Source organism: Flavobacterium sp. LHD-80, from assembly GCF_030929605.1.
In the GTDB taxonomy this organism is placed as follows: Bacteria; Bacteroidota; Bacteroidia; order Flavobacteriales; family Flavobacteriaceae; genus Flavobacterium.
In genome coordinates this window covers 90,931-114,554 of record NZ_JAVFVS010000004.1, presented here as the reverse complement: position 1 = coordinate 114,554, position 23,624 = coordinate 90,931, and the positions used below count along the sequence as shown (strand labels likewise).

At 31.6% G+C, this 23,624-nt stretch carries 20 protein-coding genes; 11 read left to right on the top strand and 9 right to left on the bottom strand.

Annotated elements, in window-relative coordinates; all coding sequences use genetic code 11:
- Nucleotides 1–98: 98 nt before the first annotated feature.
- From RB619_RS05070 to dusB, 5 genes are all read left to right on the top strand, one after another.
- Nucleotides 99–3,779 (top strand): 1-acyl-sn-glycerol-3-phosphate acyltransferase, encoded by a 3,681-nt coding sequence (locus RB619_RS05070; RefSeq protein ID WP_308094954.1) that lies wholly within the window; start codon nt 99–101, stop codon nt 3,777–3,779.
- Nucleotide 3,780: 1 nt separating this feature from the next.
- Entirely contained in the window at nt 3,781–5,298 is a 1,518-nt protein-coding gene (locus tag RB619_RS05065) for an NAD(P)/FAD-dependent oxidoreductase (RefSeq protein WP_308094952.1), read from the top strand.
- Nucleotides 5,299–5,509: 211 nt separating this feature from the next.
- A complete protein-coding gene (locus tag RB619_RS05060; protein ID WP_308094950.1) occupies nt 5,510–7,177 on the top strand; it encodes a C45 family peptidase in 1,668 nt (555 codons plus the stop codon).
- Nucleotides 7,174–8,463, top strand: a complete 1,290-nt coding sequence (locus RB619_RS05055) for a phenylacetate--CoA ligase (protein WP_308094948.1) — start codon at nt 7,174–7,176, stop codon at nt 8,461–8,463. The genes RB619_RS05060 and RB619_RS05055 overlap by 4 nt, the downstream gene beginning before the upstream one ends.
- A 150-nt stretch (nt 8,464–8,613) precedes the next feature.
- Nucleotides 8,614–9,606 (top strand): tRNA dihydrouridine synthase DusB, encoded by a 993-nt coding sequence (gene dusB, locus RB619_RS05050; RefSeq protein ID WP_115887827.1) that lies wholly within the window; start codon nt 8,614–8,616, stop codon nt 9,604–9,606.
- Nucleotides 9,607–9,669: 63 nt separating this feature from the next.
- Here the strand turns inward: dusB and RB619_RS05045 are convergent, their stop codons facing one another.
- The 4 genes from RB619_RS05045 to RB619_RS05030 form a co-directional block, all read right to left on the bottom strand.
- Entirely contained in the window at nt 9,670–9,894 is a 225-nt protein-coding gene (locus tag RB619_RS05045) for a hypothetical protein (RefSeq protein ID WP_308094944.1), read from the bottom strand.
- A 16-nt stretch (nt 9,895–9,910) separates the two neighbouring features.
- Complete coding sequence (locus RB619_RS05040) at nt 9,911–10,453, bottom strand: hypothetical protein (RefSeq protein ID WP_308094942.1); 543 nt, start codon at nt 10,451–10,453, stop codon at nt 9,911–9,913.
- 96 nt (nt 10,454–10,549) lie between these two features.
- Nucleotides 10,550–11,152, bottom strand: a complete 603-nt coding sequence (locus RB619_RS05035) for an N-acetylmuramoyl-L-alanine amidase (RefSeq protein ID WP_308094940.1) — start codon at nt 11,150–11,152, stop codon at nt 10,550–10,552.
- 122 nt (nt 11,153–11,274) lie between these two features.
- Complete coding sequence (locus RB619_RS05030) at nt 11,275–11,481, bottom strand: helix-turn-helix transcriptional regulator (protein ID WP_308094939.1); 207 nt, start codon at nt 11,479–11,481, stop codon at nt 11,275–11,277.
- A 151-nt stretch (nt 11,482–11,632) separates the two neighbouring features.
- On the opposite strand from RB619_RS05030, the gene RB619_RS05025 reads away from it, so the two are divergent.
- From RB619_RS05025 to RB619_RS05005, 5 genes are read left to right on the top strand one after another with little or no spacing between them, the layout of a single operon-like run.
- Nucleotides 11,633–11,839: a hypothetical protein gene (locus RB619_RS05025; RefSeq protein WP_308094937.1), complete on the top strand. Its 207-nt coding sequence runs from the start codon at nt 11,633–11,635 to the stop codon at nt 11,837–11,839.
- 44 nt (nt 11,840–11,883) lie between these two features.
- A complete protein-coding gene (locus RB619_RS05020) occupies nt 11,884–12,588 on the top strand; it encodes a GLPGLI family protein (RefSeq protein WP_308094935.1) in 705 nt (234 codons plus the stop codon).
- A gap of 22 nt (nt 12,589–12,610) precedes the next feature.
- A complete protein-coding gene (locus RB619_RS05015; protein WP_308096164.1) occupies nt 12,611–15,277 on the top strand; it encodes a TonB-dependent receptor in 2,667 nt (888 codons plus the stop codon).
- Between the two features lie 24 nt (nt 15,278–15,301).
- Nucleotides 15,302–16,306: a hypothetical protein gene (locus tag RB619_RS05010; protein ID WP_308094933.1), complete on the top strand. Its 1,005-nt coding sequence runs from the start codon at nt 15,302–15,304 to the stop codon at nt 16,304–16,306.
- Nucleotides 16,266–17,648 (top strand): hypothetical protein, encoded by a 1,383-nt coding sequence (locus RB619_RS05005; RefSeq protein ID WP_308094931.1) that lies wholly within the window; start codon nt 16,266–16,268, stop codon nt 17,646–17,648. Before RB619_RS05010 ends, RB619_RS05005 begins: the two co-directional genes overlap by 41 nt.
- Nucleotides 17,649–17,675: 27 nt before the next feature.
- On the opposite strand, the gene RB619_RS05000 is transcribed toward RB619_RS05005, so the two are convergent.
- The 3 genes from RB619_RS05000 to rbfA all read right to left on the bottom strand — a co-directional run bounded on the left by RB619_RS05000 (nt 17,676) and on the right by rbfA (nt 20,866).
- Nucleotides 17,676–19,103, bottom strand: coding sequence for an MATE family efflux transporter (locus tag RB619_RS05000; RefSeq protein WP_308094928.1), 1,428 nt, complete (start codon nt 19,101–19,103; stop codon nt 17,676–17,678).
- 169 nt (nt 19,104–19,272) lie between these two features.
- On the bottom strand, nt 19,273–20,472 hold the full coding sequence (locus tag RB619_RS04995; protein ID WP_308094926.1) for an FtsX-like permease family protein: 1,200 nt from the start codon (nt 20,470–20,472) through the stop codon (nt 19,273–19,275).
- Between the two features lies 1 nt (nt 20,473).
- Nucleotides 20,474–20,866 carry a 30S ribosome-binding factor RbfA gene (gene rbfA / locus RB619_RS04990; protein WP_308094925.1) on the bottom strand — a complete coding sequence of 131 codons (393 nt, stop codon included), beginning with the start codon at nt 20,864–20,866 and terminating at the stop codon, nt 20,474–20,476.
- A gap of 229 nt (nt 20,867–21,095) precedes the next feature.
- Here rbfA and RB619_RS04985 point away from each other — a divergent pair, with 229 nt between their 5' ends.
- Nucleotides 21,096–21,515, top strand: a complete 420-nt coding sequence (locus RB619_RS04985; RefSeq protein ID WP_308094922.1) for a CBS domain-containing protein — start codon at nt 21,096–21,098, stop codon at nt 21,513–21,515.
- 48 nt (nt 21,516–21,563) lie between these two features.
- Here RB619_RS04985 and RB619_RS04980 read toward each other — a convergent pair whose 3' ends face one another.
- The gene (locus RB619_RS04980) at nt 21,564–22,817 is read right to left on the bottom strand and encodes a peptidoglycan DD-metalloendopeptidase family protein (protein WP_308094919.1); all 1,254 of its coding nucleotides are present in this window, start codon (nt 22,815–22,817) and stop codon (nt 21,564–21,566) included.
- A gap of 23 nt (nt 22,818–22,840) precedes the next feature.
- Nucleotides 22,841–23,623, bottom strand: a complete 783-nt coding sequence (locus RB619_RS04975) for a DUF4292 domain-containing protein (RefSeq protein ID WP_308094917.1) — start codon at nt 23,621–23,623, stop codon at nt 22,841–22,843.
- Nucleotide 23,624 lies beyond the last annotated feature (1 nt).

Here is a 23,624-nt window from a genome sequence, read left to right as displayed (position 1 = left end):
GAAGCCAACGTCCAATTGGAACGCCCTTCGACTTCGCTCAGGGTAACAAACTAAAGCTAATCTTTTAATCTGTGGCAAAAAAAATTTAAATCATAACCATGCATCACTATTTTTACGCCATTCATTTATTTGTTAACCGAAGAAAATCGTTATCGGTTTTTTTGGCGTTTTTAGTGCTTTTCGTTTTTGGATTTTTTGCTTCTCAAATTAAATTTGAAGAAGATATAACCAAATTAATTCCCGCCAATGACAAAGCCGATGTCACGGCAAAAGTCTTAAAACAATTAAATTTTGCCGATAAAATAACCGTGATATTCAAACTCGAAAAAAACGGTTCTACGGAAGATTTAAAAGAAATGGCGACTGCATTTTCAGACAGCGTTTCTAAATCTTGTAAACCATATGTAACGGGAATTCAAGGAAAAATTGACGAAGAAAATATTCAGGAAACAATTGATTTTGTTTACAATAATCTGCCTCTTTTTCTCGAGAATAAAGATTATGAAGCCATTCAAAATAAACTTCAAAAAGACAGCATTACAGCGACGGTTCAAGGAAATTACAAATCGATTATTTCGCCTTCGGGATTTATCACTAGAGATTTTATTCAACGAGATCCGTTTGGGATTTCGTTTATTGCTTTAAAAAAATTACAGCAATTAAATGTTGGCGACGATTTTACGCTTGAAAATGGTTTTGTAATGACCAAAGACAAAACGAAATTATTGCTTTTCATAACCTCAAATCTTCCGTCAAGCGAAACCGAAAAAAATACGTTTTTTGCCGAAAAACTAAAATCAATTCAGGAAAATTTAAATCAGAAGTTTAAAAGCAAAACTTCGATCAGTTATTTTGGATCGGCTTTAATTGCCGTTGCCAATGCGAATCAAATCAAAAGCGATATTGTTTTAACAACATCAATCGCGATGTTTACCTTGATGCTGATTTTGATTTTATTCTACCGAAAAATACTAATTCCGCTTATTATTTTTCTTCCAACGGTTTTTGGAGCCTTGTTTGCCGTTGCGTTTTTATATTTCGTGAAAGAACAGATTTCAGCAATTTCACTCGGAATCGGATCTATTTTACTCGGCATTACAATCGATTATTCCATTCATATTCTCACACATTACAAGCACAACAGCGATATAAAAACATTGTATAAGGATATTACAATGCCGGTAATTATGAGTAGTTCGACAACGGCGGTTGCTTTTTTATGTCTGCTTTTTGTAAAATCGGATGCGCTGAATGATCTTGGAATTTTCGCAGCCGTGATTGTGATGGCAACTGGAATTTTCTCGCTTTTAATTGTACCGCATTTATACAAACCAAAAGAAAATCCAGCTGAACACAAGAAAAATGTCATTGATAAAATGGCGCATTTTTCTTTTCACAACAATAAAATCTTAATTGGTTTTTGCGTTATTATCACCATTATTTGCTGTTTTACTTATAACGATGTTGGTTTCAATAACGATTTGTCACAATTGAATTTTGTTCCAAAGGAAATTAAAGCGGCCGAAAAACAACTGGAAGAAAGTACAAGTTTGACTTCAAAAACAATTTATGTTGCCTCATACGGAAAAAGTATGGACGAAGTTTTGCAAAACAACAGCCAGCTTTTCTCTGATTTATCAAAAGAAAAACAACAAAACAAAATATTAAATTTCAGTTCTGTTGGTGGTATAATGCTTTCGCAAAAAGAGCAACAACAGAAAATTGAAAAATGGAATTCGTTTTGGGATGCCAATAAAAAAGCACTTTTAAAATCGGCGTTAATTTCTGAAGGTTCGAAACTCGACTTTAAACCTACAACTTATGTGAACTTTTTTGATCATTTAGATTTTGGTTTCAAACCAATTTCTGCCAATGAATATTTAAAAATTCAGGCTTTACAATTAAAAGAATTTGTGACCGAAAAAAATGGTTTTTACACGATTTCTACCTTAGTAAAAGTTTCGCCAGAACAAAGAGATGCTTTTGTAAAATCGGCTTCAGCCAAAAATAATTTAATTGCAATCGATCGTCAACAAATGAATGAAACGTTTTTCAACACCTTGAAAACCGATTTCAATTCGCTTGTCAATTATTCTTTTGTAGCCGTAATTCTCATTTTATTTTTCTTCTTCCGAAGAATCGAATTGGTAATCGTAAGCTGTATTCCAATTGCTTTAACGGGAATTGTCACGGCAGGAATTATGGGCATTTTTGGTATTCAGATGAATATTTTCAGTATGATTGTCTGCACGCTAATTTTTGGTCACGGTGTCGATTTCAGTATTTTCATGACCAGCGCTTTGCAGAAAGAATATACCAACGGAAAAAATGAAATTGCCGTCTACAGAACCTCAATTATTTTGGCGGTAATCACGACGATTTTAGGAATTGGCGCCATGATTTTTGCCAAACATCCAGCGCTGACTTCTATTTCTTCAGTTTCATTAATTGGAGTTTTTGCGGCGCTGATTATCACGTTTATTTTCTACCCAATTCTTTTCAAATTATTTATTTCGAATCGATCAAAAAATGGAAATCCGCCATTTGTTTTACGCACTTTTGTTCATGGCGTTATTTCGTTTTTCTATTATGGAATGGGTGGAATTATCATGTCGATTTTCAGTTTTACTTTAATGCCGATTTTGCCTTTAAGTGCTAAAACAAAGATGAAAGGTTTTCGATATGTGGTTTCAAAATTCATGAAATCAGTATTGTATTCAAACCCATTTATACATAAAAAAGTCGTCAATAATTTTAATGAAACTTTCGAAAAACCAGCTGTAATTATTGCCAATCATTCTTCATTTCTAGACATTTTAGCAATGGGAATGTTGAGTCCAAAAATTATTTTTCTGGTAAGCGACTGGGTTTACAACTCCCCTATTTTTGGCGGTGTTGTAAGGAAGGCTGGTTTTTATCCAGTATCTGAAGGCTTGGAAGGTGGCGTTGAACATTTACGCAAAAAAGTAAATGAAGGTTATTCATTGATGGTTTTTCCAGAAGGAACACGATCAGAAAATAACGTTATAAAACGATTCCATAAAGGTGCTTTTTTCCTGGCCGAAGAATTTAATTTAGATATTATTCCGATTGTGATTCACGGCGCTTCAGAGTTAATTCCGAAAGGCGATTTTGTAATTCACAATGGAAACCTAACTGTTACTATTTTAGAAAGAATTTCGCCTGAAAATCATTCTTTCGGAAAAAATTATGCCGAAAGAACCAAACAAATCAGTACATTTTTTAAAGCAGAATATCGCAAAATTCGTCAGGAATTAGAAGCTCCAGATTATTTTAAAAAGATGTTACAGCATAGTTTCGATTACAAAGAAATTGAAATTGTAAACAGTGTAAAAAAAGATCTAAAAAAGCATCTTGGAACTTATTTTATTCTTGGAAAACAACTTTCGGCTAAAGCCAAAATAGTGCATTTAGCAAATGATTACGGACAATTGGATGTCTTATTGGCATTGCAAGAACCACAGCGAAAAATTCATTCGTATATTTCTGATGAAGAAAAACGCGATGTTGCCAAAAACAATTATATCGTTAATAAGAGAAAAATAGCTTATCTCGAAAATTTAGAAACACTTTCTGAAAATCATTACGATACGCTTTTAATTTCAGATGAAAATTCAGAAAATGAAATTCAGAAAGTAATACTTTTCACTTCGTGTGTAATTTTAATGGATTGTCCACGTTTAAAAAACACTATGATTAACTTTGGTTTTGAGACGGTTTTTGAGGAAAACGATTTGATTGTATTAAAGAAAAACTAAAATGAAAGAACATTACGACGTTGTAATTGTTGGCAGTGGTTTGGGCGGACTGGTTTCGTCTATTATTCTGGCTAAAGAAGGCTACAGCGTTTGTGTGCTCGAAAAAAACAATCAATACGGTGGGAATCTTCAAACTTTTGTTCGTGATAAAACCATTTTTGATACCGGAATTCATTATATCGGAGGTTTAGGCGACGGCCAAAATCTGCATCAATATTTTAAATATTTGGGAATTATCGACAAACTGAATCTGAAGAAATTAGACGAAAATGCTTTCGATATTATTTCTTTTGAAGGTGATAAAACCGAATATCCGCATGCGCAGGGTTATGAAAATTTTGTCCAGCAATTAAAAAAATATTTCCCCGAAGAAGAAAAAAACATCTCCAATTATTGCGAAAAACTTAAGGCGATTTGTGATTCTTTTCCGCTTTATAATTTAGAATCAGAAGGAAAATATGATTCTGAAATTCTGACTTTAAATGCAAAAGAAACGATTGATTCTTTTACAGAAAATGAAAAACTGAAAGCGGTTTTGGCAGGTTCTAATTTTTTGTACGCCGGCATTCCAGATAAATCGCCTTTTTATGTTCATGCCTTAATTGTAAATTCATACATTCAAAGTTCGTGGCGCTGTATTAATGGCGGAAGCCAAATTACAAAACAGCTTTTGAAACAGCTTAAAAAATACGGCGGGGAATTTTATAAACATAAAGAAGTTACACGTTTTGAAGTCGAAAATCACAAAGTGAATTCGGTTAAAATGAAAGACGGAACACAGGTTTCTGGAACGTTTTTTATTTCGAATATTGAACCCAAAACGACTTTGAAAATGGCGGGTGAAGCAAATTTCAGAAAACCGTTTTTCAACCGAATTCAAAGTCTTGAAGGCGTACTTTCCGCTTTCAGTTTACACTTGGTTTTCAAGCCAGAAACTTTCAAATACATCAACCATAATTATTATCATTTCAAAAATAGCAGTGAAGTTTGGTCAGCGCATGAATACGACGAAAATTCGTGGCCAAAAATGTATATGGCTTCCATGAACGCTTCACAAGAAGATGAAATTTGGGCCGATGGAATGACGTTTATTACGTACATGAAATTCGACGATGTTTTGCCTTGGACGAACACTTTTAATACAACCGTCGAAAAAAACGATCGAGGTGAAAGTTATGAAGAATTCAAAGCCAGAAAAACGGCTAAATTTTTAGATGAAATCGAAATAAAATTTCCTGGAATTAGAGATTGCATAAAATCGATTCATACTTCAAGTCCGCTTTCCTATCGTGATTATATTGGCGGTGACAACGGAAATATGTACGGTTATGTTAAAGATTCTAATAATCCGTTAAAAACTTTAATTCCTTCAAAAACCAAGTTAGAAAATTTATATCTTACAGGTCAAAGTATTAATATGCATGGCGTTCTCGGAGTAACAATTGGCGCGGTTGTCACTTGCTCAGAAATTGTTGGAAAAGAATATTTGATCAATAAAATTAATCAGACTGTTGACTAAAGCACGATTAATTTGAAGTACATAAGTTTGGTTGGCAGACTTTAATTCTGTGAAATTGAAATGCGTAATTTAACCACAAATTACACAAATTTTCGCAAATTAATTTGTGTGAATCTGCGTAATTTGCGGTTAAAAACTTTTTTAAAAACTGCAATAAAAATATAGTAAATAACCTGCTTTTAAGCTGTTTTTGAGACCTATTAATTGAATTATGAAAAACCGAATTACATATCTTTTCTTCCTCGGTTTTTTGGGAATTCTTATTTCTTGCGGTACATCAAAATCAAAAAATCATCAGCCAGATATTTCCACTTATAATTCAACAAAACCTGTTGTCACCAAAATTTCAGACAGCATTTTTATTTCAGGAAACAATTCGCTTTTAAAAAACAAACAGGGACTTTGGGAATTATATGTTGAAGGCGATCCTTTAGAAATTGGCCTCAACACCGGCGCCTTATCTGATTCGCTTTTACAAAGACAGCAAAACATTTTCTTCTCCAAAATAAAAGATTTAGTTCCGTCGAAATTTGAACAAAAAATATTGCGTCAATTTTTAAAATGGTACAACCGAAAATTATATGCCAATGTTCCTGACGAATATCAAACGGAAATTTTCGGCATTTCACAATACACTTCACATGACTTTGACAATATTGCACCGCAATATCAACGTGGTTTATATCTGCACGCAGCGCATGACATTGGGCACGCCTTGCAGGATTTGGCTTTGGTTGGCTGTTCGTCATTTGCGGCTTGGGGTGAAAAATCTGAAGACGGAAATTTAATTCTCGGGCGCAATTTTGATTTTTATGTTAATGATGCTTTCGCAGAAAATAAAATTATTGCGTTTATAAAACCAGAACAAGGAAACAATTTTATGATGGTTTCCTGGCCCGGAATGATTGGTGCTGTTTCCGGAATGAATCAGCAAGGTTTGACGGTTACCATTAATGCGGCAAAATCAGAAATCCCGATGAGTGCCAAAACACCAATTTCTATTTTGACCCGTGAAATTTTACAGCATGCTTCAACGATTGACGAAGCGATTGTCATTGCAAAAAAGCGATCCGTCTTTGTTTCTGAATCGATTATGGTAGGAAGTGCGCAAGATAATAAAGCCGTCCTAATTGAAGTTTCTCCAAAAAAAATAGACGTTTATGAAGTTCCAAACAGCAATCAATTAATTTGTTCGAATCATTTTCAGAGTGAAGCTTTCAAAAATGAAAAGCGAAATCAGGCACAAATTGCAGAAAGTCATTCTCAATATCGCTTTGAAAGAATGCAGGAGCTTTTGTCTGAAAACAAAAAAATAAATCCTGAAATTGCTTCAGAAATTCTTAGAGATAAAAATGGTTTAAATGATATTCCGCTTGGTTTGGGCAACGAAAAAGCACTGAATCAGTTATTGGCACATCACGGAATTATTTTTAAACCGAAAGAAAAACTAGTTTGGGTTTCGGCAAATCCATTTCAGTTGGGCGAATTTGTGTGTTATAATCTGGATTCTATTTTTAATGGAAGAAAAACGAATACCACAATTTCATTTGAACAAGAAAATTTAAATATTGCCAAAGATCCTTTTATAAAAACCGAAGCTTTCCAAAACTATAAAAAGTTTAAATCCGAAAATCATCAAATGGATTTATATCTAAAAAATAAAGAAACCATTTCGCCCGAATTTATTCAGCAGTATCAATTGCTAAACCCAGATTATTGGGTTGTATATTACAAAGCAGGGTTGTACTTTTATCAAAAAAAACAATTCCGCGCTGCTCAAATTAATTTTGAAAAAGCATTGACCAAAGAAATTACTACAGCTCCTGAAAAAGCAAAAATTGAAAAATATTTAAAAAAACTCAAAAGAAAATTACAATGATTCCAGCAATAGAAAAAAATTCTTTAGACGAAATTAAAGTTTTTCAAGAACAAAAATTAACCGAGCTTTTAGCGTATATCGCCGAGAATTCACCTTTTTATAAAAGACTTTTTGCAGGACAAAATATTGATATTTCGAAAGTAAAAACGCTGGAAGATTTACAATTTTTACCCGTTACAACCAAAGAAGATTTACAGCAATACAACGACGATTTTTTGTGTGTTCCGCAACATAAAATCATTGATTACGCCTCGACATCAGGAACTTTAGGCGATCCGGTAACTTTCGGTTTAACCGATTCTGATTTAGATCGATTGGCTTATAATGAAGCAATTTCTTTTGCTTGCGCCGGAATCACAGAAGGCGACGTTGTACAATTAATGACCACAATTGATAGAAAATTTATGGCCGGATTGGCTTATTTTCTTGGTTTAAGAAAACTGAAAGTCGGCGTAATCCGTGTTGGTGCCGGAATTCCGGAAATGCAATGGGATTCGATTTTAAAATACAATCCGAGTTATTTAATTACGGTTCCTTCTTTCCTTTTGAAATTAATTGAATATGCCGAAATTCACGGAATCGATTATAATAATTCAAGCATAAAAGGTGCAATTTGTATTGGAGAATCTTTGAGAGAACAGGATTTTTCAATGAATATTCTATCCAAAAAAATCACAGACAAGTGGAATATTAAGTTGTTTTCGACTTATGCTTCCACGGAAATGAGCACCGCTTTTACAGAATGTGAACATGGAAAAGGCGGACATCATCATCCGGAATTGATTATTGTTGAAGTTCTCGACGAAAATAATATTCCCGTAAAAAATGGTGAAACCGGCGAGCTGACTTTTACTACTTTAGGAATTGAAGCCATGCCTTTATTGCGTTTTAAAACCGGAGATATTGTCCAGCTTCACAATGAACCTTGTACCTGCGGGCGAAATACTTTGCGCGTTGGCCCGGTTGTCGGCCGTAAAAAACAAATGATAAAATACAAAGGAACAACGCTTTATCCGCCAGCGATGAATGATGTTTTGAGCAGTTTTGATAATATCGAAAATCATTTAATCGAAATTTCTACAAATGATTTAGGCACCGATGAAATCCTGATAAAAATTGCCGTAAAAAATCAAACTCCAGAATTTCTTCAAGAAATAAAAGACCATTTTAGAGCCAAATTGAGAGTAACTCCAAAAATAGAATTCGCCTCAAAAGAAACTTTAAACCCTTTAGTTTTTAATCCAATGAGCCGAAAACCAATTCGGTTTTTTGATTATAGGTCTTAATATTAGGCACAAAGTAACAAAGGGACAAAGGTTCAAAGTCTGTTAATCAGCACTATAAAAAAACCTTCGTCCCTTTGTTACTTTATGCCTTTGTCCCTCGAATTGTGTCAATTCGATTAAAATGTTGTAATTTTGCAAAAAATTATGAAGATGGTCAAGATTGGCAACATAGAATTACCCGAATTTCCTTTACTGCTTGCTCCAATGGAAGATGTGAGCGATCCGCCGTTTCGCAGATTATGCAAAACGCACGGCGCTGACATGATGTATTCTGAATTCATTTCATCAGAAGGATTAATTCGTGATGCAATCAAAAGCAGAATGAAGTTGGATATTTTTGATTATGAACGTCCGGTAGGAATCCAGATTTTTGGTGGAGATGAAGAAGCAATGGAAATGTCATCTAAAATTGTTTCAACTGTAAAACCAGATTTAGTGGATATCAATTTTGGATGTCCGGTAAAAAAAGTAGTTTGCCGTGGTGCAGGTGCAGGAGTTTTAAAAGATGTTGATTTGATGGTTCGCTTAACCAAAGCGGTTATCAAAGGAACTGATTTGCCTGTTACCGTAAAAACACGTTTAGGCTGGGACGACAACTCTATAAATATTGATGAAGTTGCTGAAAGGCTTCAGGATATTGGTGTTCAAGCTTTAACAATTCACGCGAGAACTCGTGCGCAAATGTACAAAGGCCATTCTGACTGGTCGCATATTGCGCGTGTAAAAAACAACCCAAGAATTACAATGCCAATTTTCGGAAATGGCGACATTGACAGTCCAGAAAAAGCATTAAAATATAAAAACGAATACGGAATTGACGGTATCATGATTGGCCGCGCCGCAATTGGTTATCCGTGGATTTTCAACGAAATCAAGCATTATTTCAAAACGGGTGAACACTTGCCTGCTCCAACGGTTATTGATCGTGTTGAAGCTGCTAGAAATCATTTGCAGTGGTCGATGGACTGGAAAGGCGAGCGTTTAGGAATTGTAGAAATGCGTCGTCATTATACGAACTATTTCAAAGGAATTCATTCGTTCAAAGAATTCAAACAAAAATTAGTTACAACCGATGCTCCTGAAGATTTATTCGCCATTATGAAAGAAATTGAACAGGTTTATGCAGGATATGAATTTGCTTAAAAAATATAAAAAAAGGCCTTCAAAATTTGAAGGCCTTTTTGTTTAATTTATTTTCGTCTAAAATTATTCTAAAACATTTCTTCTAGAGTTTTTTTTAGCTTGGTCAATGACTGATTTTAATTCCGAAAAAAACAATTCAGCTTCTTTTTTATTTCGAATTGATTTGGTCAAATTATCACTATAATTTGATTCGGTAACATGTCTGTCATCAACAATTCTTTTCTCAGAAGCAGAAGCTAAAGCAATTTCCTGAATTTTATTAATCTTATTTTGAATCGAATCTTTCATAAAGCAAATTTAAACATTATTGATTTAAATTAAACATATAGTATCTATAAAGATCATTAGTTTTTCTTTGAAAATCAAAAGATTCTGGTTTTGGTTTGAAAAATGCCGATCCATTATTATCTAATTCAATTGTGCCATTTCGAAGTAATCTCACGTACCAATCTACTCCGATAATTACTAAAAAATCTTTTAAATCTTTGTAATTATATCTAAACATACGATGATATAAATTAGCTCGTAAATCATCTGAGCCATCGATGCCAATTGAAGTATGTGGGTTATTTTTTAAAAAAGTTATCGAAAACAAAATAATTGTCGAGAAAACTTTATTACTGTCTTTATGTTTAAGATTAATTGAATCATCTATTTTTCCAGTTGCATCAAATGGCCCAAAAGCTAAATTATAGACATCGGATAATAAAGAATGTACTATGTTTGTGAACTTAACTTTAAGTTGAATTATTTTATTATTCTTTAGTTGGGATTCAAAAATATATTGATCGAAATTAGAGCTTACATGTATAGCCTCAAAAGTGTTTTCTAAATTAATCTTAATCATAAAAGCATTTAATTTTAGAAAACAAATTTAAGATAAATTTCCTACAAATAAAAAGACCTTCAAAATTTGAAGGCCCTTATTTTTGTAACAATATTTTTATTTTACAGATTCTAAAATTTTAGCAGCAATTTCATCTTGCCCTTTTTCAGTGGTAATATAGTTTCTATCTTTTTCATTTGATAAAAATCCCATTTCCAAAAGCATCGTTGGACAATCTGAATTTTTTAAAATAAAAAAAGGCGCTTCACTTACGGTTCTCTTTGTTAGATTTCCTGTCGTGGCAATATTGCTGATTACCGTTTCAGCAATTTCTTTCGACTGATCATAAAATGTTTTTTTTGACGAGATATAAGCTTCTACTCCATTTGCATTACTATTTGAATTAGCAGAAATATGCAATGAAATTACCAAATCTGGTTTCAAATTATTAATGGCCAAAACTCTTTCTTTTAAAGCCATATTAACATCACCTTCACGAAGTAAAACAATTTCAACATTCGCATTTTTGTTTTGTTCTTTGATTCTTTTTGCGACTGCTTCAGTAATCAATTTTTCTTCAAATTCACTGACTTTAGCACCTACATCTTCACCACCATGACCAGCATCTATTACAACCACTTTTTTATCTAAAGTTGTAAATGCAAGAAATCCAAATACTAGACTGCATAAAATTCCTAAAAGTTTAATCTTGTTTTTCATAGGTATTTATTTTTGGTTACATAAATCTAACGAATATTTTTAGGAAATATTGTACGAATTAAACTTGAACGCGTTTCCACTTTCCTCGTTTTAAAAAACATTCAAAGTGATTGCATTTTTATTTAATTTTCATCTTTAAACAATTCTTCCGGTAGTATTTCAAAAATCTTACAGATTTTTTTAATATAATTTGCCCAAGACTGACTTTCTCCATTTTCTATACGGGCATAAGCTGATTGCGAAATTGCTAATAAATCTGCCATCTGCTCTTGTGTAAATCCTCTTTGCTTACGCAATCTTTTTAGTTTATTTCCAACAATTAAATTCATTCCTTAATAGTTATTGAGGTTATAAATTTAATAAAAAATTTACCGTTTTGTAAGATTTAAATTTGTTTATGCAAAAACAGGGTAAGAAAAATCTTTAAATTTTACTAAATGCTTATATCTTCGTCACATTATTAACACATAAAATTTTATTATGAAAAAATTAATTATTACCTCTTTTCTCATGTGCATATTAGGAGTTACATATGCAAATGATTGTTCAAAAATAGTAAGTGATGCATGTTGGGAAATAGCCTCATCAGCAGTTAATGATGATGAAGCAAACGGTGGTGGATGTTTTACTGATTACCAATGGCATACATTCTATTGTGATTATTATAATCAGTGTATATCACATTAATTAAAAACTACGCTCCTTTAATTGGAGCGTATAAACTTAAAAAAATGAAAAATAAAATATTCCTTTTATTTCTTTTTGCTTTCGCTAATATTCATTCTCAAACTATTACAGACTCGATATCATGTGTAACCTATAAAATGGGATTGATTCCAAATGAAGCTATTGATAATAAAATCCTTACTCTAGAAGAGAAAAAAAAACTTGATGATTATAAAGCCGCTCGAGAATTAATTGAATGCAAACTATACTTCAACAAAAATAAAAGTATTTACTCATTAGTAGAAAAACTAGATGTTGGCGATCCTTTTATTTATAAACTAGTCGCAATAAGAGCAAAGGGCATTTTCTACAAAGATATTGGTGCAAAGGAAAAAATAGAACAACGGGATTATGGAGGACTTATTAATGTTATTCATCCTTACGATGAATACAAATGGGAAATAACCAATGAAACTAAAATGATTAATGGTTACAAATGCTATAAGGCTATCTGTACCTATCAAGAGTTTAGTACAAAAAGAAACAAAATGTTAACCTTCACTCCCGAAGTCTGGTTTGCTCCAGAACTTTCATTTCCTTTTGGTCCTGTAGGGCTAGATGGTGTACCTGGATTAGTTTTAGAAGCAAGTCTTAACTCTAGAACTTATTTTTATGCAACAAAGATAGAATTCAACATCAAAAACCCAGAAATAAAAATAGAAAAGCCAAGTAAAGGAAAATACATTACTATGGAAGAATCGTTAAAATAATTTGACACTTCAAAATAAACTAGTGCGTTTACTCTATCATTTCGTTTTTTGTTTAATACCTTTTTTTTGTTTTTCTCAAACAAGAACTATAAGTGGTATCATCACTTCAGATGATAGCAACGTTTTGGAAAATGCAAATGTGATTGCATTTCCAAAATCAAAAAAGAACGGGACAAAATTCGTAATTACGGATAATAAAGGACGATTTAAATTAGAACTTGAAATAGACGAAGATTATCAAATAACAATTTCTCACATAGGATTTAATGAACAAATTGTCCTAATTGAATCAAATTCAAAATTAGACTATTATCAATTTAAGTTAGTACGTAAAGAAGAGAATTTAAAAGAAATCATAATACAGCATAATCCGATAATCATAAAAAAAGACACGATAACCTATTCTATTAAGAGCTTCACAAATGGACGCGAAAGAAAAATGAAAGAATTACTGGAAAAATTACCCGGTGTTGAAGTAGACAAAAATGGCGAGGTAACTGTGCAAGGAAAAAAAGTAACACAAATGCTGGTAGAAGGTAAACCTTTTTTTGGTGGTGGGTCAAAACTAGCCGTAGAAAATATTCCTGCAGATGCTCTTGATAAAATTGAAGTTATTGATCATTTTAATCAAGTGGGATTGCTTAAACAAGTTTCGGACAGTGATGAACTAGCCATGAATGTAAAATTAAAAGAAGACAAAAAGAAGTTTGTTTTTGGTGATGTTGAAGCTGGTGCAGAAGCAGGTAATGACGATAATAAATTTTATTTAGGACATACTGCTTTATTTTATTACAGCCCTAAAACAAATATAAGTTTTATTGGAGATTTAAATAATGTAGGGAAACGAGTATTTACTTATCAGGATTTGAGCAGATTTCAAGGCGGTTCAAGCAGTTTTATCGAAAAGAGAAAATCATTAACTAATTTGTTCTCTTTTACACGAGCTAATAATGATGTGATTTTAAATAATTCTCAGTTTGCAGCTTTTAACTTTAGTAATACTTTTTCTTCAAAAGTAAGTTTTTCTTGCTTTGGTATTTTTTCCAAAATTTTAACAAAATCAAAAATAGAAACCTATAATGAATACTTAGAAAATAGCAATGTTACTTTTGAAAATAAGACCCAAAAAGGAAATAATGAATCTATTTTAGGAATCTACAATTTAAAATTAGATTATGCACCTAACAAAAAAAACAATTGGTTTTATAATTTACAATTTCAGTTGAGTACTAATGATTTAGTAGAAACAATAAATTCTATTACAAATGCAAATTCAACTTTATTTGAAACTATTCAGAATGCTGATAATAGTTCTATTAAACAATATTTGGAATGGCATAAAAAATATAATACATCGCATACTACAACATTAGCTATAAATCAACAATACGAATATGCAACTCCTAATAGTAATTGGATAACAGACCAGCCATTTTTTGAAGGTAGTATTCCAATTGAAAAAGACAGTATTTATTCCATCAAACAACTCAAAAGAGTCCAGAACAACAATATTGATGTTTTATTTAAACATTATTGGATTTTAAATGATTTCAATCATATATATTCCTCGATCGGAAACAATTTCGAAACTTCTCATTTTCTAACCGATGAGATGCAAAATCTTACCAATGGAACCAGCAAGGATTTTTCGCAGAATAGTTTTGGAAATGATGTAAAATATAAAATGAATGATAGCTATTTAGGCATAGAATATAAAAACAAAATAGGAAAACTTAAAAATAGAATAGGTCTTTTTTTACATCACTATCAATTAAATACTAACCAATTCTCTGGTGAATCTCAATATTCACAAACGAAACTTTTACCACAATTAAATAGTGATTATCAATTTAATAATTCAGAATCATTATCTCTCACATATAAATTAGCTAATAATTTTCCTACTGTAAACCAGCTTGCTGAACAATATACTTTACAATCTTACAACTTGATTTACAGGGGTAATGCTAATTTAAGATATGAGCAATATCATTTTGCAACTTTGAGGTACAGCAAAATGGACAACTACCGAAAATTCACATTGGATGCTGGATTAAATTTTAATCAAAAAATAAAAACCATTCGTAACGAAGTTGTAATAGATGGCATAAATCAATACAACACTCCTATTCTAACTAATAATCCAGAAACTAATTATAGTTTCAACGGTTCTTTTGGAAAGGACATCTATCGCTTAAATATTAAATTAATATCCAATATAAGTTGGTTTAATTATTTACAAACACTAAACGAAATTACCACTTCAAATAATAGAAACAATCAAAAAGTTGGAATCTGGTTTAAAACTGCCTATAAAAAATGGCCTGATTTCAAAGTTGGATATACAAAAGGATTTGGTCAATTTTCAGGATTGACAAATTCTAGTTTTAATACAACAACTATAAATTCAGATTTAGCAATTCAAGTATTTCCAAGCTGGAATTTCCGTTTAAGTTATGAAGCACAAGAAAATATTTATAGTAGTCAACAAAGCAATTTTTACAATGTTACAAACACTGCCATAAACTATCAAAAGAAAAATAATCCTTTTTTTTTCGAACTATCGATCAATAATTTTTTTAATAACAAAACAAAAAATGAATACTCCTTTTTAGATTATGTAATCAGTGAAAGAAATACATACATTATGCCTAGAGTAATTCTTTTCACAATAAATTATAAACTATAATCTCCTAATTGTTTTTAAAAACATATGAAAAATTTATATCTATTATCTTTTGGATTCATTATGTTCTTTGTTAGTTGTAAAAATGAAATAGAACCGAAACCTTCCTTCTATTATTGGAAAACTATTTTCAATTTAAATAATGAAGAGAAGAATATACTAAAAGAAAATAGCATCAACAAAATCTACATACGATATTTTGATGTTGCTTTAAAAGACAATATTCCTTTACCTCTTTTACCTATAATTTTTAAAGAACAACCAGAAAATTTAGAAATTGTTCCCGTCATTTTTATAAAAAATGAAGTTATGCTTAATCAATCTTTAAATACATCTGACTTAGCAGATAAAATTAAAAATCTGATTGATCAAATAAACAAAAAGAACAATTTACATATAAAAGAAATTCAATTTGACTGTGATTGGTCAAAGCAAAGCAGAGATAATTATTTTGCTTTTCTGTCACTTTTTAAAACGAAATTTAACTGTAGTTTATCTGCAACAATACGCTTACATCAAATAAAATATTTAAAATTGGCAGGGATACCAAATGTTGACAGAGGTGTTTTAATGTACTATAATATGAGCACTCTTGATTCTAATGACAATTTAATTTATGATAGAAATATTGCAAAAGAGTACTTAAAAAATTTAAAAGATTACCCTTTGAAATTAGATTTAGCTCTTCCTGTTTATTCTTGGATTATTCATCGAAGAAATAATAAAGTACTTGCTTTATATAGCAAAACAGATATCGAACAATTCTATTTAGGAAACAATTTCAAAACTATTAGAAACAATCAAGTCATCGTTAAGAACAATTTGCTTAAAGATGGTATATTTTATAAAAAAGGAGACATTATACAAATTGATGTTGTTCAAAAGAAAGATTTATATGAAATGATTAAAGATCTAGGTCCAAAATTAAAAAACACTCCAAATGAATTAATATTTTACGATTTAGATCCTATAAATTTAAAACCCTTATCAGATGAAAAAAGATTCTTTCAAAAAATATGCAATTCTTTTTAGTTTTATCATCATTATCATCGCGGTATTTTTTCTACATCATTCATCAAATACTAAAGTTCCCTTTTTAAATGATAAAATTTCCGAAAAATCATTATCTCCCTTTCTATTCAGACAAGAAGTTAAATATTATGATATTAATTTTAACACTAGTTATAACACTCGACATAACAAAATTATTTTAACTGAATGGAATAAACATCTGGAAGACAAGATTAAAGTAGATACACTTGAATATTTTTTATTTAATGAAAATGCTGAAAAAAAGATACAAGAAATTTATAATTTAAATCAACATAAAAAGAAAAGCCATTTAAAATTCGACGAAACTTCTAACTTTTTTGAATTCATCTATTTTGCAAAAAAAATAGAAAAAAGCAGTGTTTCTTCAAAATATTCCTGGAATTATAATAATGTGGATTTTCCGTTAGTGAATAATGACGTTATAAATCAATTACTTTTAAAATACGAAACTTTAGAAGATCAATTTCTTAGAAACCGATATTGGTTTCAAATTATCAAGGCATATTTTTATAGTCAGCAAAAAGAAAATCTGCTTTCATTTTTTGAAAAAACTAAAAATTCTGAACCAAAAAATGCGCTTTATTATAGAGCATTATCATATTGTGCTGGCATATATAAACAACAAAATAATCAAGCAAAAGCAAATTATATATATAGCGTTATCTATGAGAATAACATAGATAGCAGAGCTGAAATAGCAAATAATTTTTATATTAAAGATAATAAGTCTTTTTACGAATCATTGTTATTTACAAAAAATAATAATGAAAAAATTGCATTATGGTCTTTGTATGGTTTTAGAGCAGATAAAAAAATTGCAATTGAAGAAATTTATAAATTAAATCCAAAAAGCCCCCATCTAGATTATCTTTTACCAAAATTGATAAACGAGGAAGAAACAAGACTTAATAGCCTCGTTATTACTCCAATTTTACTAAACATTAATACAACTAAAGCCAATGTTGATATGGATCTTGTTTCATTAGTGAACCAAATTAGTATTGAAGAAAAAATAGCAAATCCAGATTTGTGGAAAATAGCATCTGCATATTTATCAATATTTTATGATGCTTCTATTGCCAATTCTAAACTTGAGGTTTTGAAAAATACTGGTCATAATGACGAAATACGAGCTCTAAAATTACTTTGTAAAATTGCCAAGTTAAGGAAACAAGCCTCTTCATATAAAATTATTTATCCCGAATTAGATTGGCTATACAAAACAAAAACAGAAAGTGAATTATATAACTTAAAAGACATTCAAGATTATTGTCTTATACATATGAATTATATCAACAACATCGGTCAAAAGACTAAATAACTAGTAACTTTTGACCGATGTTATTAATTATACCTGAACACGTTTCCACTTTCCTCTTTTATAGAAAAAGATTCCGGCTAAAGTAATTGCGGTTTCAGCAACTGGAATGGCAATAAAAACTCCTGTTGGTCCCATGTTGAAATGTTTTGCTAATACAAATGCTAACGGAATTTGGAACAACCAAAAACCAAAGAAATTAATTCCCGTTGGAGTCCAAGTGTCTCCTGCTCCGTTGAAAGTATTGATCAAAACCATTCCAATTCCGTAGAAAATAAATCCAATGCTCATGATCTGCAATGCTTCAATCGCAATGGTTTTGACCTGATTATCATTAGTGAAAAACGAAATAATATATTGTCCAAAAACCAAAGTGACAATCATAATCGAAGCCATAAAAATCACATTGTATCGTGCAGTTGTATAAACTGATTTTTCGGCACGTTCTATTTGTTTCGCACCTAAATTTTGTCCGACCAAAGTTGCAGCAGCATTACTCAATCCCCAAGCTGGAAGAATAAAAAACATCATAATTCTAAGGGCAGTTTGATAACCTGCAGAACCATGATCTCCGCCTGTTGTCGCCACTAATTGCGCTAAGAAAATCCAACTACAAGAGGCAATTACAAACTGTAAAATTCCTGGAGCCGCGATTTTTACTAAAGCTTTTATTTGTGGGAAATCAGGCGCGAAATATGGAATCTTAATTTTTAAAATTCCGTTTCCAAAAAACAAATGATAAACCTGATATAAAACACCAATACTTCTTCCAAAAGTTGTTGCCAGAGCGGCACCAATCAATCCGAAAGCAGGAATTGGGCCAAAACCGTTAATTAAAATTGGACATAAAATGATATTGCAGATATTGGCAATCCAAAGGCTTTTCATTGCAATTGCGGCGTTTCCTGCTCCACGGAAAATTCCGTTTATCAGAAATAAAAGCATAATGCATAAGCTCGATCCAATCATAATTTGAGTGAATCTAAAACCATGTTCAGCGGCTTCGACAGATGCGCCCATCAAAAGCAGAATATCTTTGGCATAAATAATTCCCAAAACACTCATTACAGCATTTACGGCGATTGCAACAATTATGGCCTGCATTCCGGCTTTTGCTGCTGCGATTGGATCTTTTTCTCCAATTCTTCTTGCCACAACCGCAGTTGCCGCCATACTCATTCCTATTGCGAGCGAGTAGATAATCGTTAGAACTGATTCAGTTAATCCAACGGTTTGAATTGCGAAACTGCTGTGTTCTAAATGTCCGACGAAATATAAATCGACTAAAGCAAAAACCGATTCCATCATCATTTCCAAAACCATCGGAATGGCTAGGAGAATTACGGCTTTTTTTATACTTCCAGAAGTATAATCAAATGATTCATCACCTTTTAAGGCTTGTTTTAAAGTAGTGAAAATTTTAGAAAAGAAGTTTTTCTGTATTGTAGTTTCTGTCATGATAAGTTAGGATAAATGAAAAAATGGGTTCAGATGCAATAATCTGAACGCGAAAAAAAACGTAAGTATCCTAATTATTCTAAAAAATAAAATAGGATTAGGCAGAAACAATCATATGCGCTAATTTTTTGAGACGATAAATATAGGGAATATTTTTTAGCCAGAAATATTAATCCAACAGCTTTTTACTCACTCGGCTACAAGCAATTAGAGAAGCCAAAAAGCCAAGAGAAATAATGGTTCCTAAAACAATTAATATGTTTTCAATTGTAAAAACAACCGGAAAAGCCAGTGTTGGGGTAATCATTATTAGCGAGTATTTCTGTTGTAAAAGTACGAGAATAACACCTAATACAAGTCCGATTATACCTCCAAAAACACTCAACAAAGTTCCTTGAAGCAAGAATATTTTTCTCAGATGGCTAATTTCTGTTCCAAGATTAAAAAGGGTTTTTAAGTTTCCTTTCTTCTCTAAAATCATCATAATTAAAGCGCCAATCAAATTAAAAAGTGCTACAATAATCACCAACGTAAAAATCAAGTAAACAGCGATATTTTCGGTGTTCAGCATTCTGTATAAAGATTCATTCAGCTGTGCTCTATTTTTAAGCGTAACTTTATTTTTGAAAATACTTTCAAGTTGTGCTCTTATCGCATTTTCATTTGCTTCGTCTTTCAAATTAAATTCGAGTCCCGAAATCTGATTTGGCTTGTACATTAATAATTCCTGCACTAGACCTAAATCAGCAAAAACATATTTTGAATCCAAATCTTCACTTATGGAATAAATTCCCACCGGAAGAACATCTGTTTTTGTAAAAGCATCATCCGGATTTTCAATTCCTCCTTTTCCTGGTTTTGGAGCAAATATCTGCAACGGGTTTTCGAAATCAAGAACACCTAAAGAAAAATCGCGTGAAATGCCGTAGCCAATTACAACCTGATACGTATCTGGTTTTAGCCATTGTCCGGTGAAAAGCTTTTTTCTGATATCGTTGACTACTGGATAATTGCTATCAACTCCTTTTAAATAGGTAACTTTTTGTTTGTCTTTAAATAAGAACAAAACGCGTTCTTCTATTATTTTGGTGTACGAAACAACACCATCAATTTTCTTAACCTGATTTTCCTGATCCGGAGTAATTAAAAATGATTTTCCGTAAGTACTTGTCATTTTTAAATCAGGATCTATTTCATTTGTAAACGAAAGACTAAAAACCTTTAATCCGCTAAAAACAGATAAAACCACAAACAAAGCCATTGTACCAACGATGATTCCCATGCTGGCAATACGGTTAATAATATTAATAGCATTGTTTTTACTTTTGCTAAAAATATAACGTTTGGCTATGTAAAGGGGGAAATTCAATTTATGATTTTCTTCTTTTTTCTAAAAGATCACGGTTTTCAATTGGGTTTTCTTTGCCCGCTAAAGCATTGTCGATTTTTTCGATATAATCTAATGAGTCATCGATAAAAAACACCAAGTTTGGTACACGGCGTAACTGTAAACGCACGCGCTGCGATAAATCGTGTTTAATTAAAGTTGTATTTGATTTTATTCCTTCTAAAGTTTCTTGGGCTTTTTCCTGAGGAAAAATGCTTAAATATACTGTTGCTACTGATAAATCTGTAGTAACACTAACTTTGGATACTGAAATTACTAAATTGGTAATTCCGTTTTTTCGCACTTCACCTTGCAAGATATCAACCAAATCTTTTTGGATGACACCGCCTATTTTTTTCTGTCTATTTGTTTCCATAATGCAAAAATACTATTTTTAAATTCAATAGGTTAATTTCAAATCAAGATATAGGTTGATTTTTCAAATTGAAGCTGCTTTCACTCTCTTTTTAAACTTATTTCTTCATTTATTTCAAAAGTTTAAAAAACACATAACACACTTATTATCAAAGGATAAACCTGATAAAAATCATGTTTTTATTAAATCTCTTTTTCGAACTTTGATGTAAACATTACAACTTATTATCATGAAAAAGAGAGAACCAATAAGTCACATTATGACAAAAACCGTAGTGACTGCAAATGAAAAAGATGATTTAAAAACGGTAGTTGAAAAATTAAAGAAAAATACAATTCGACATATTCCCATTGTTAAGGGAAAGGAAGTAGTTGGTATTATCAGCCGAACCGACATTAACCGACTTACTTTTGGAGCTTTGTTCGACGGACAAGAAGGCGCAGACGAAGCTATTCTTGATATGTTGTCCATTTCTCAAATAATGACTTCAAAACCTAGAACAGTTCCGTCAGACATGATTATTAGAGATTTGGCAGAAATCTTTGCTAAAGAAGATTTTCATGCTTTACCTGTAGTTGATCATGACGAGCTTAAAGGAATCGTGACAACAACCGATGTTATAAAATATTTATTAGAACAATACGATTAATCAAACTTAAACAAATAAAAAAAGGGAGCCACTGAGCTCGCTTTTTTATTATCTGTTTTGCAGCCATCCTTCCGGATTGTTGTTTGATGTATTTTGAAGAATCAAAAATTTGATTATCGTTTTTCCTGTATCACCGCTGGTTCTTACTTTTCCAATACTTTGCTTGATATTAACCTTTTCTCCTTTGGTCACAAATACCTGACTTAAGTTTTGATATACAGTAAAATAATCTCCATGCTGAATCATAACCGCTCTGTTTATTGGAGATAAAACAATTACACTTGAAACCTCGCCTTCAAATACCGCGCGCGCTGTTGCACCTTGTTCTGTTGTGATTTCAACACCAGAATTATGAACCGTAATCGAAGGATGTAAAGGGTGTGGCTGATCTCCATAACCTAATGAAATAAATCCTTTTTCAACTGGCCAAGGCAATTTTCCTCTGTTTGCTTTAAAGTCTGCTGCCAAGATTTTTCCTTCTGGCGTTAAGGCAATTTTTGATGAAGAAACTGCTGCTGTTGATGCTGTAGATCCTGGATTATCTTTTGCTCTTTCTAAAGCTGCTTTTCTATTAGCTTCAGCAATTGCTTCACGAATCAAACGATCAATTTGCCTGTCAATTCTTTTTGCTTCTGCTTGTTTGCTTCTTGTATCGGCAATAATTTTGTTTTTATCTTTTTTAAGCGAGTTAACTAATTTTTGCTGTTCTTTCTTTTCAACTTCTAAACTCTGTTTTTCTTTTTGATTTTCAGCAATAATTTTTTTCTTAACTTTTCTCTGACCATCCAATTTTGCATTAAAATCAACTAACTGAGCCGTTTTAGACTGAATTTCTAAACCTTGATTTTTTCTAAAATTGGTATATTGTTTTAAATATTGTGCTCTTTTATAAGCCTGTAAAAAGCTTTCTGAAGATAAAATAAACATGGCACGGCTTTGCTCAGAACGGCTTTTGTATGATTTAAGAATCATTTTTGCATAATCCGCTTTTAAAACTGCCAGTTCTTTTTTCAGTTTATTAACCTGAACTTGGTTAATATACATATCATTGCTTAAAAGTCTTTCTTGTTTTGCTGTTGTATTAATCAGCTTTTCTTTCAGCTTAATTTTATTCGCCTGAATCATGAATACATTTACAGCTGATTTTTCCTGTTTCTTTACCGACTGCAACATTTTTTCATTGTCTCTAATTTCTTGTTGAATTTGCGCTTTACGCTGTTCAAGTTTTTCTTGCTGCGAATCCTGTGCCCACATAAAAGTTGTGGCACAAATAAAAATTAGGCTTAGGAGAAATTTTGGCATGTTTCTGTTTTCTTTTTGCAAATTTACTTAATTAAAACTTTTTTATATCCACTTGGAACACTATAAGGAAAAGAAAGTTCTTCATTAAATGAAATATTAGTATAATTTAAATTAATGTTGGTTTTTCCTTTTGGCTGCACTGCATTAATTTCAATATTCGTTGGGAGCGTTCCCTGATTATATGTTTTAATATCAGAATACATAATCTCTAACATTATGTTTTCTGAGGCTTGTGAAATTTCTTCTTTCTGAATTAAATATTTTTCAGAATCAAGATAAAATACCTTTTTCAGTTTGCTGTCTTTTTCATCTTCTAATCTAAAAAGATTTTCGACAATAGTTTGCGTATATTTTCCTTTTCTTAAATCGTCAAGCGCTTCTCCTACTAATAAATTCTGAACTTTGCTGTAATCCAGTTCTGTTCCCAGCCATTTGCTCAAACTTGTAAAATCACCTTCATAATAAGTGCCTTTTACTTTTTCATAATAGCTCACTGTAGTTGGCGTTATCAAAGCTTTTGCCATTGTAATTCCTAAGAAACGAACGCTTATTAGAATCTGCTTGTCTTTTTCAATTTTAATATCAGCACTAACATTCTGGCTTTGCTTTTCATCTTCATACTTTGCACTGGCTTTGATGTTTAAAGTCGAAAAATCTAACTTATTGTTATAATGTTTTTCAATTGCTTTTTTATCTTCCTTTGGTGCTTCTTCTGTCTTGACATTATTGTTTTGTACAGCTACGGCTTTTGATTTACATGAAATAACTAAAACCGACAGCAATACGATTGCCATGTATCTTTTCATC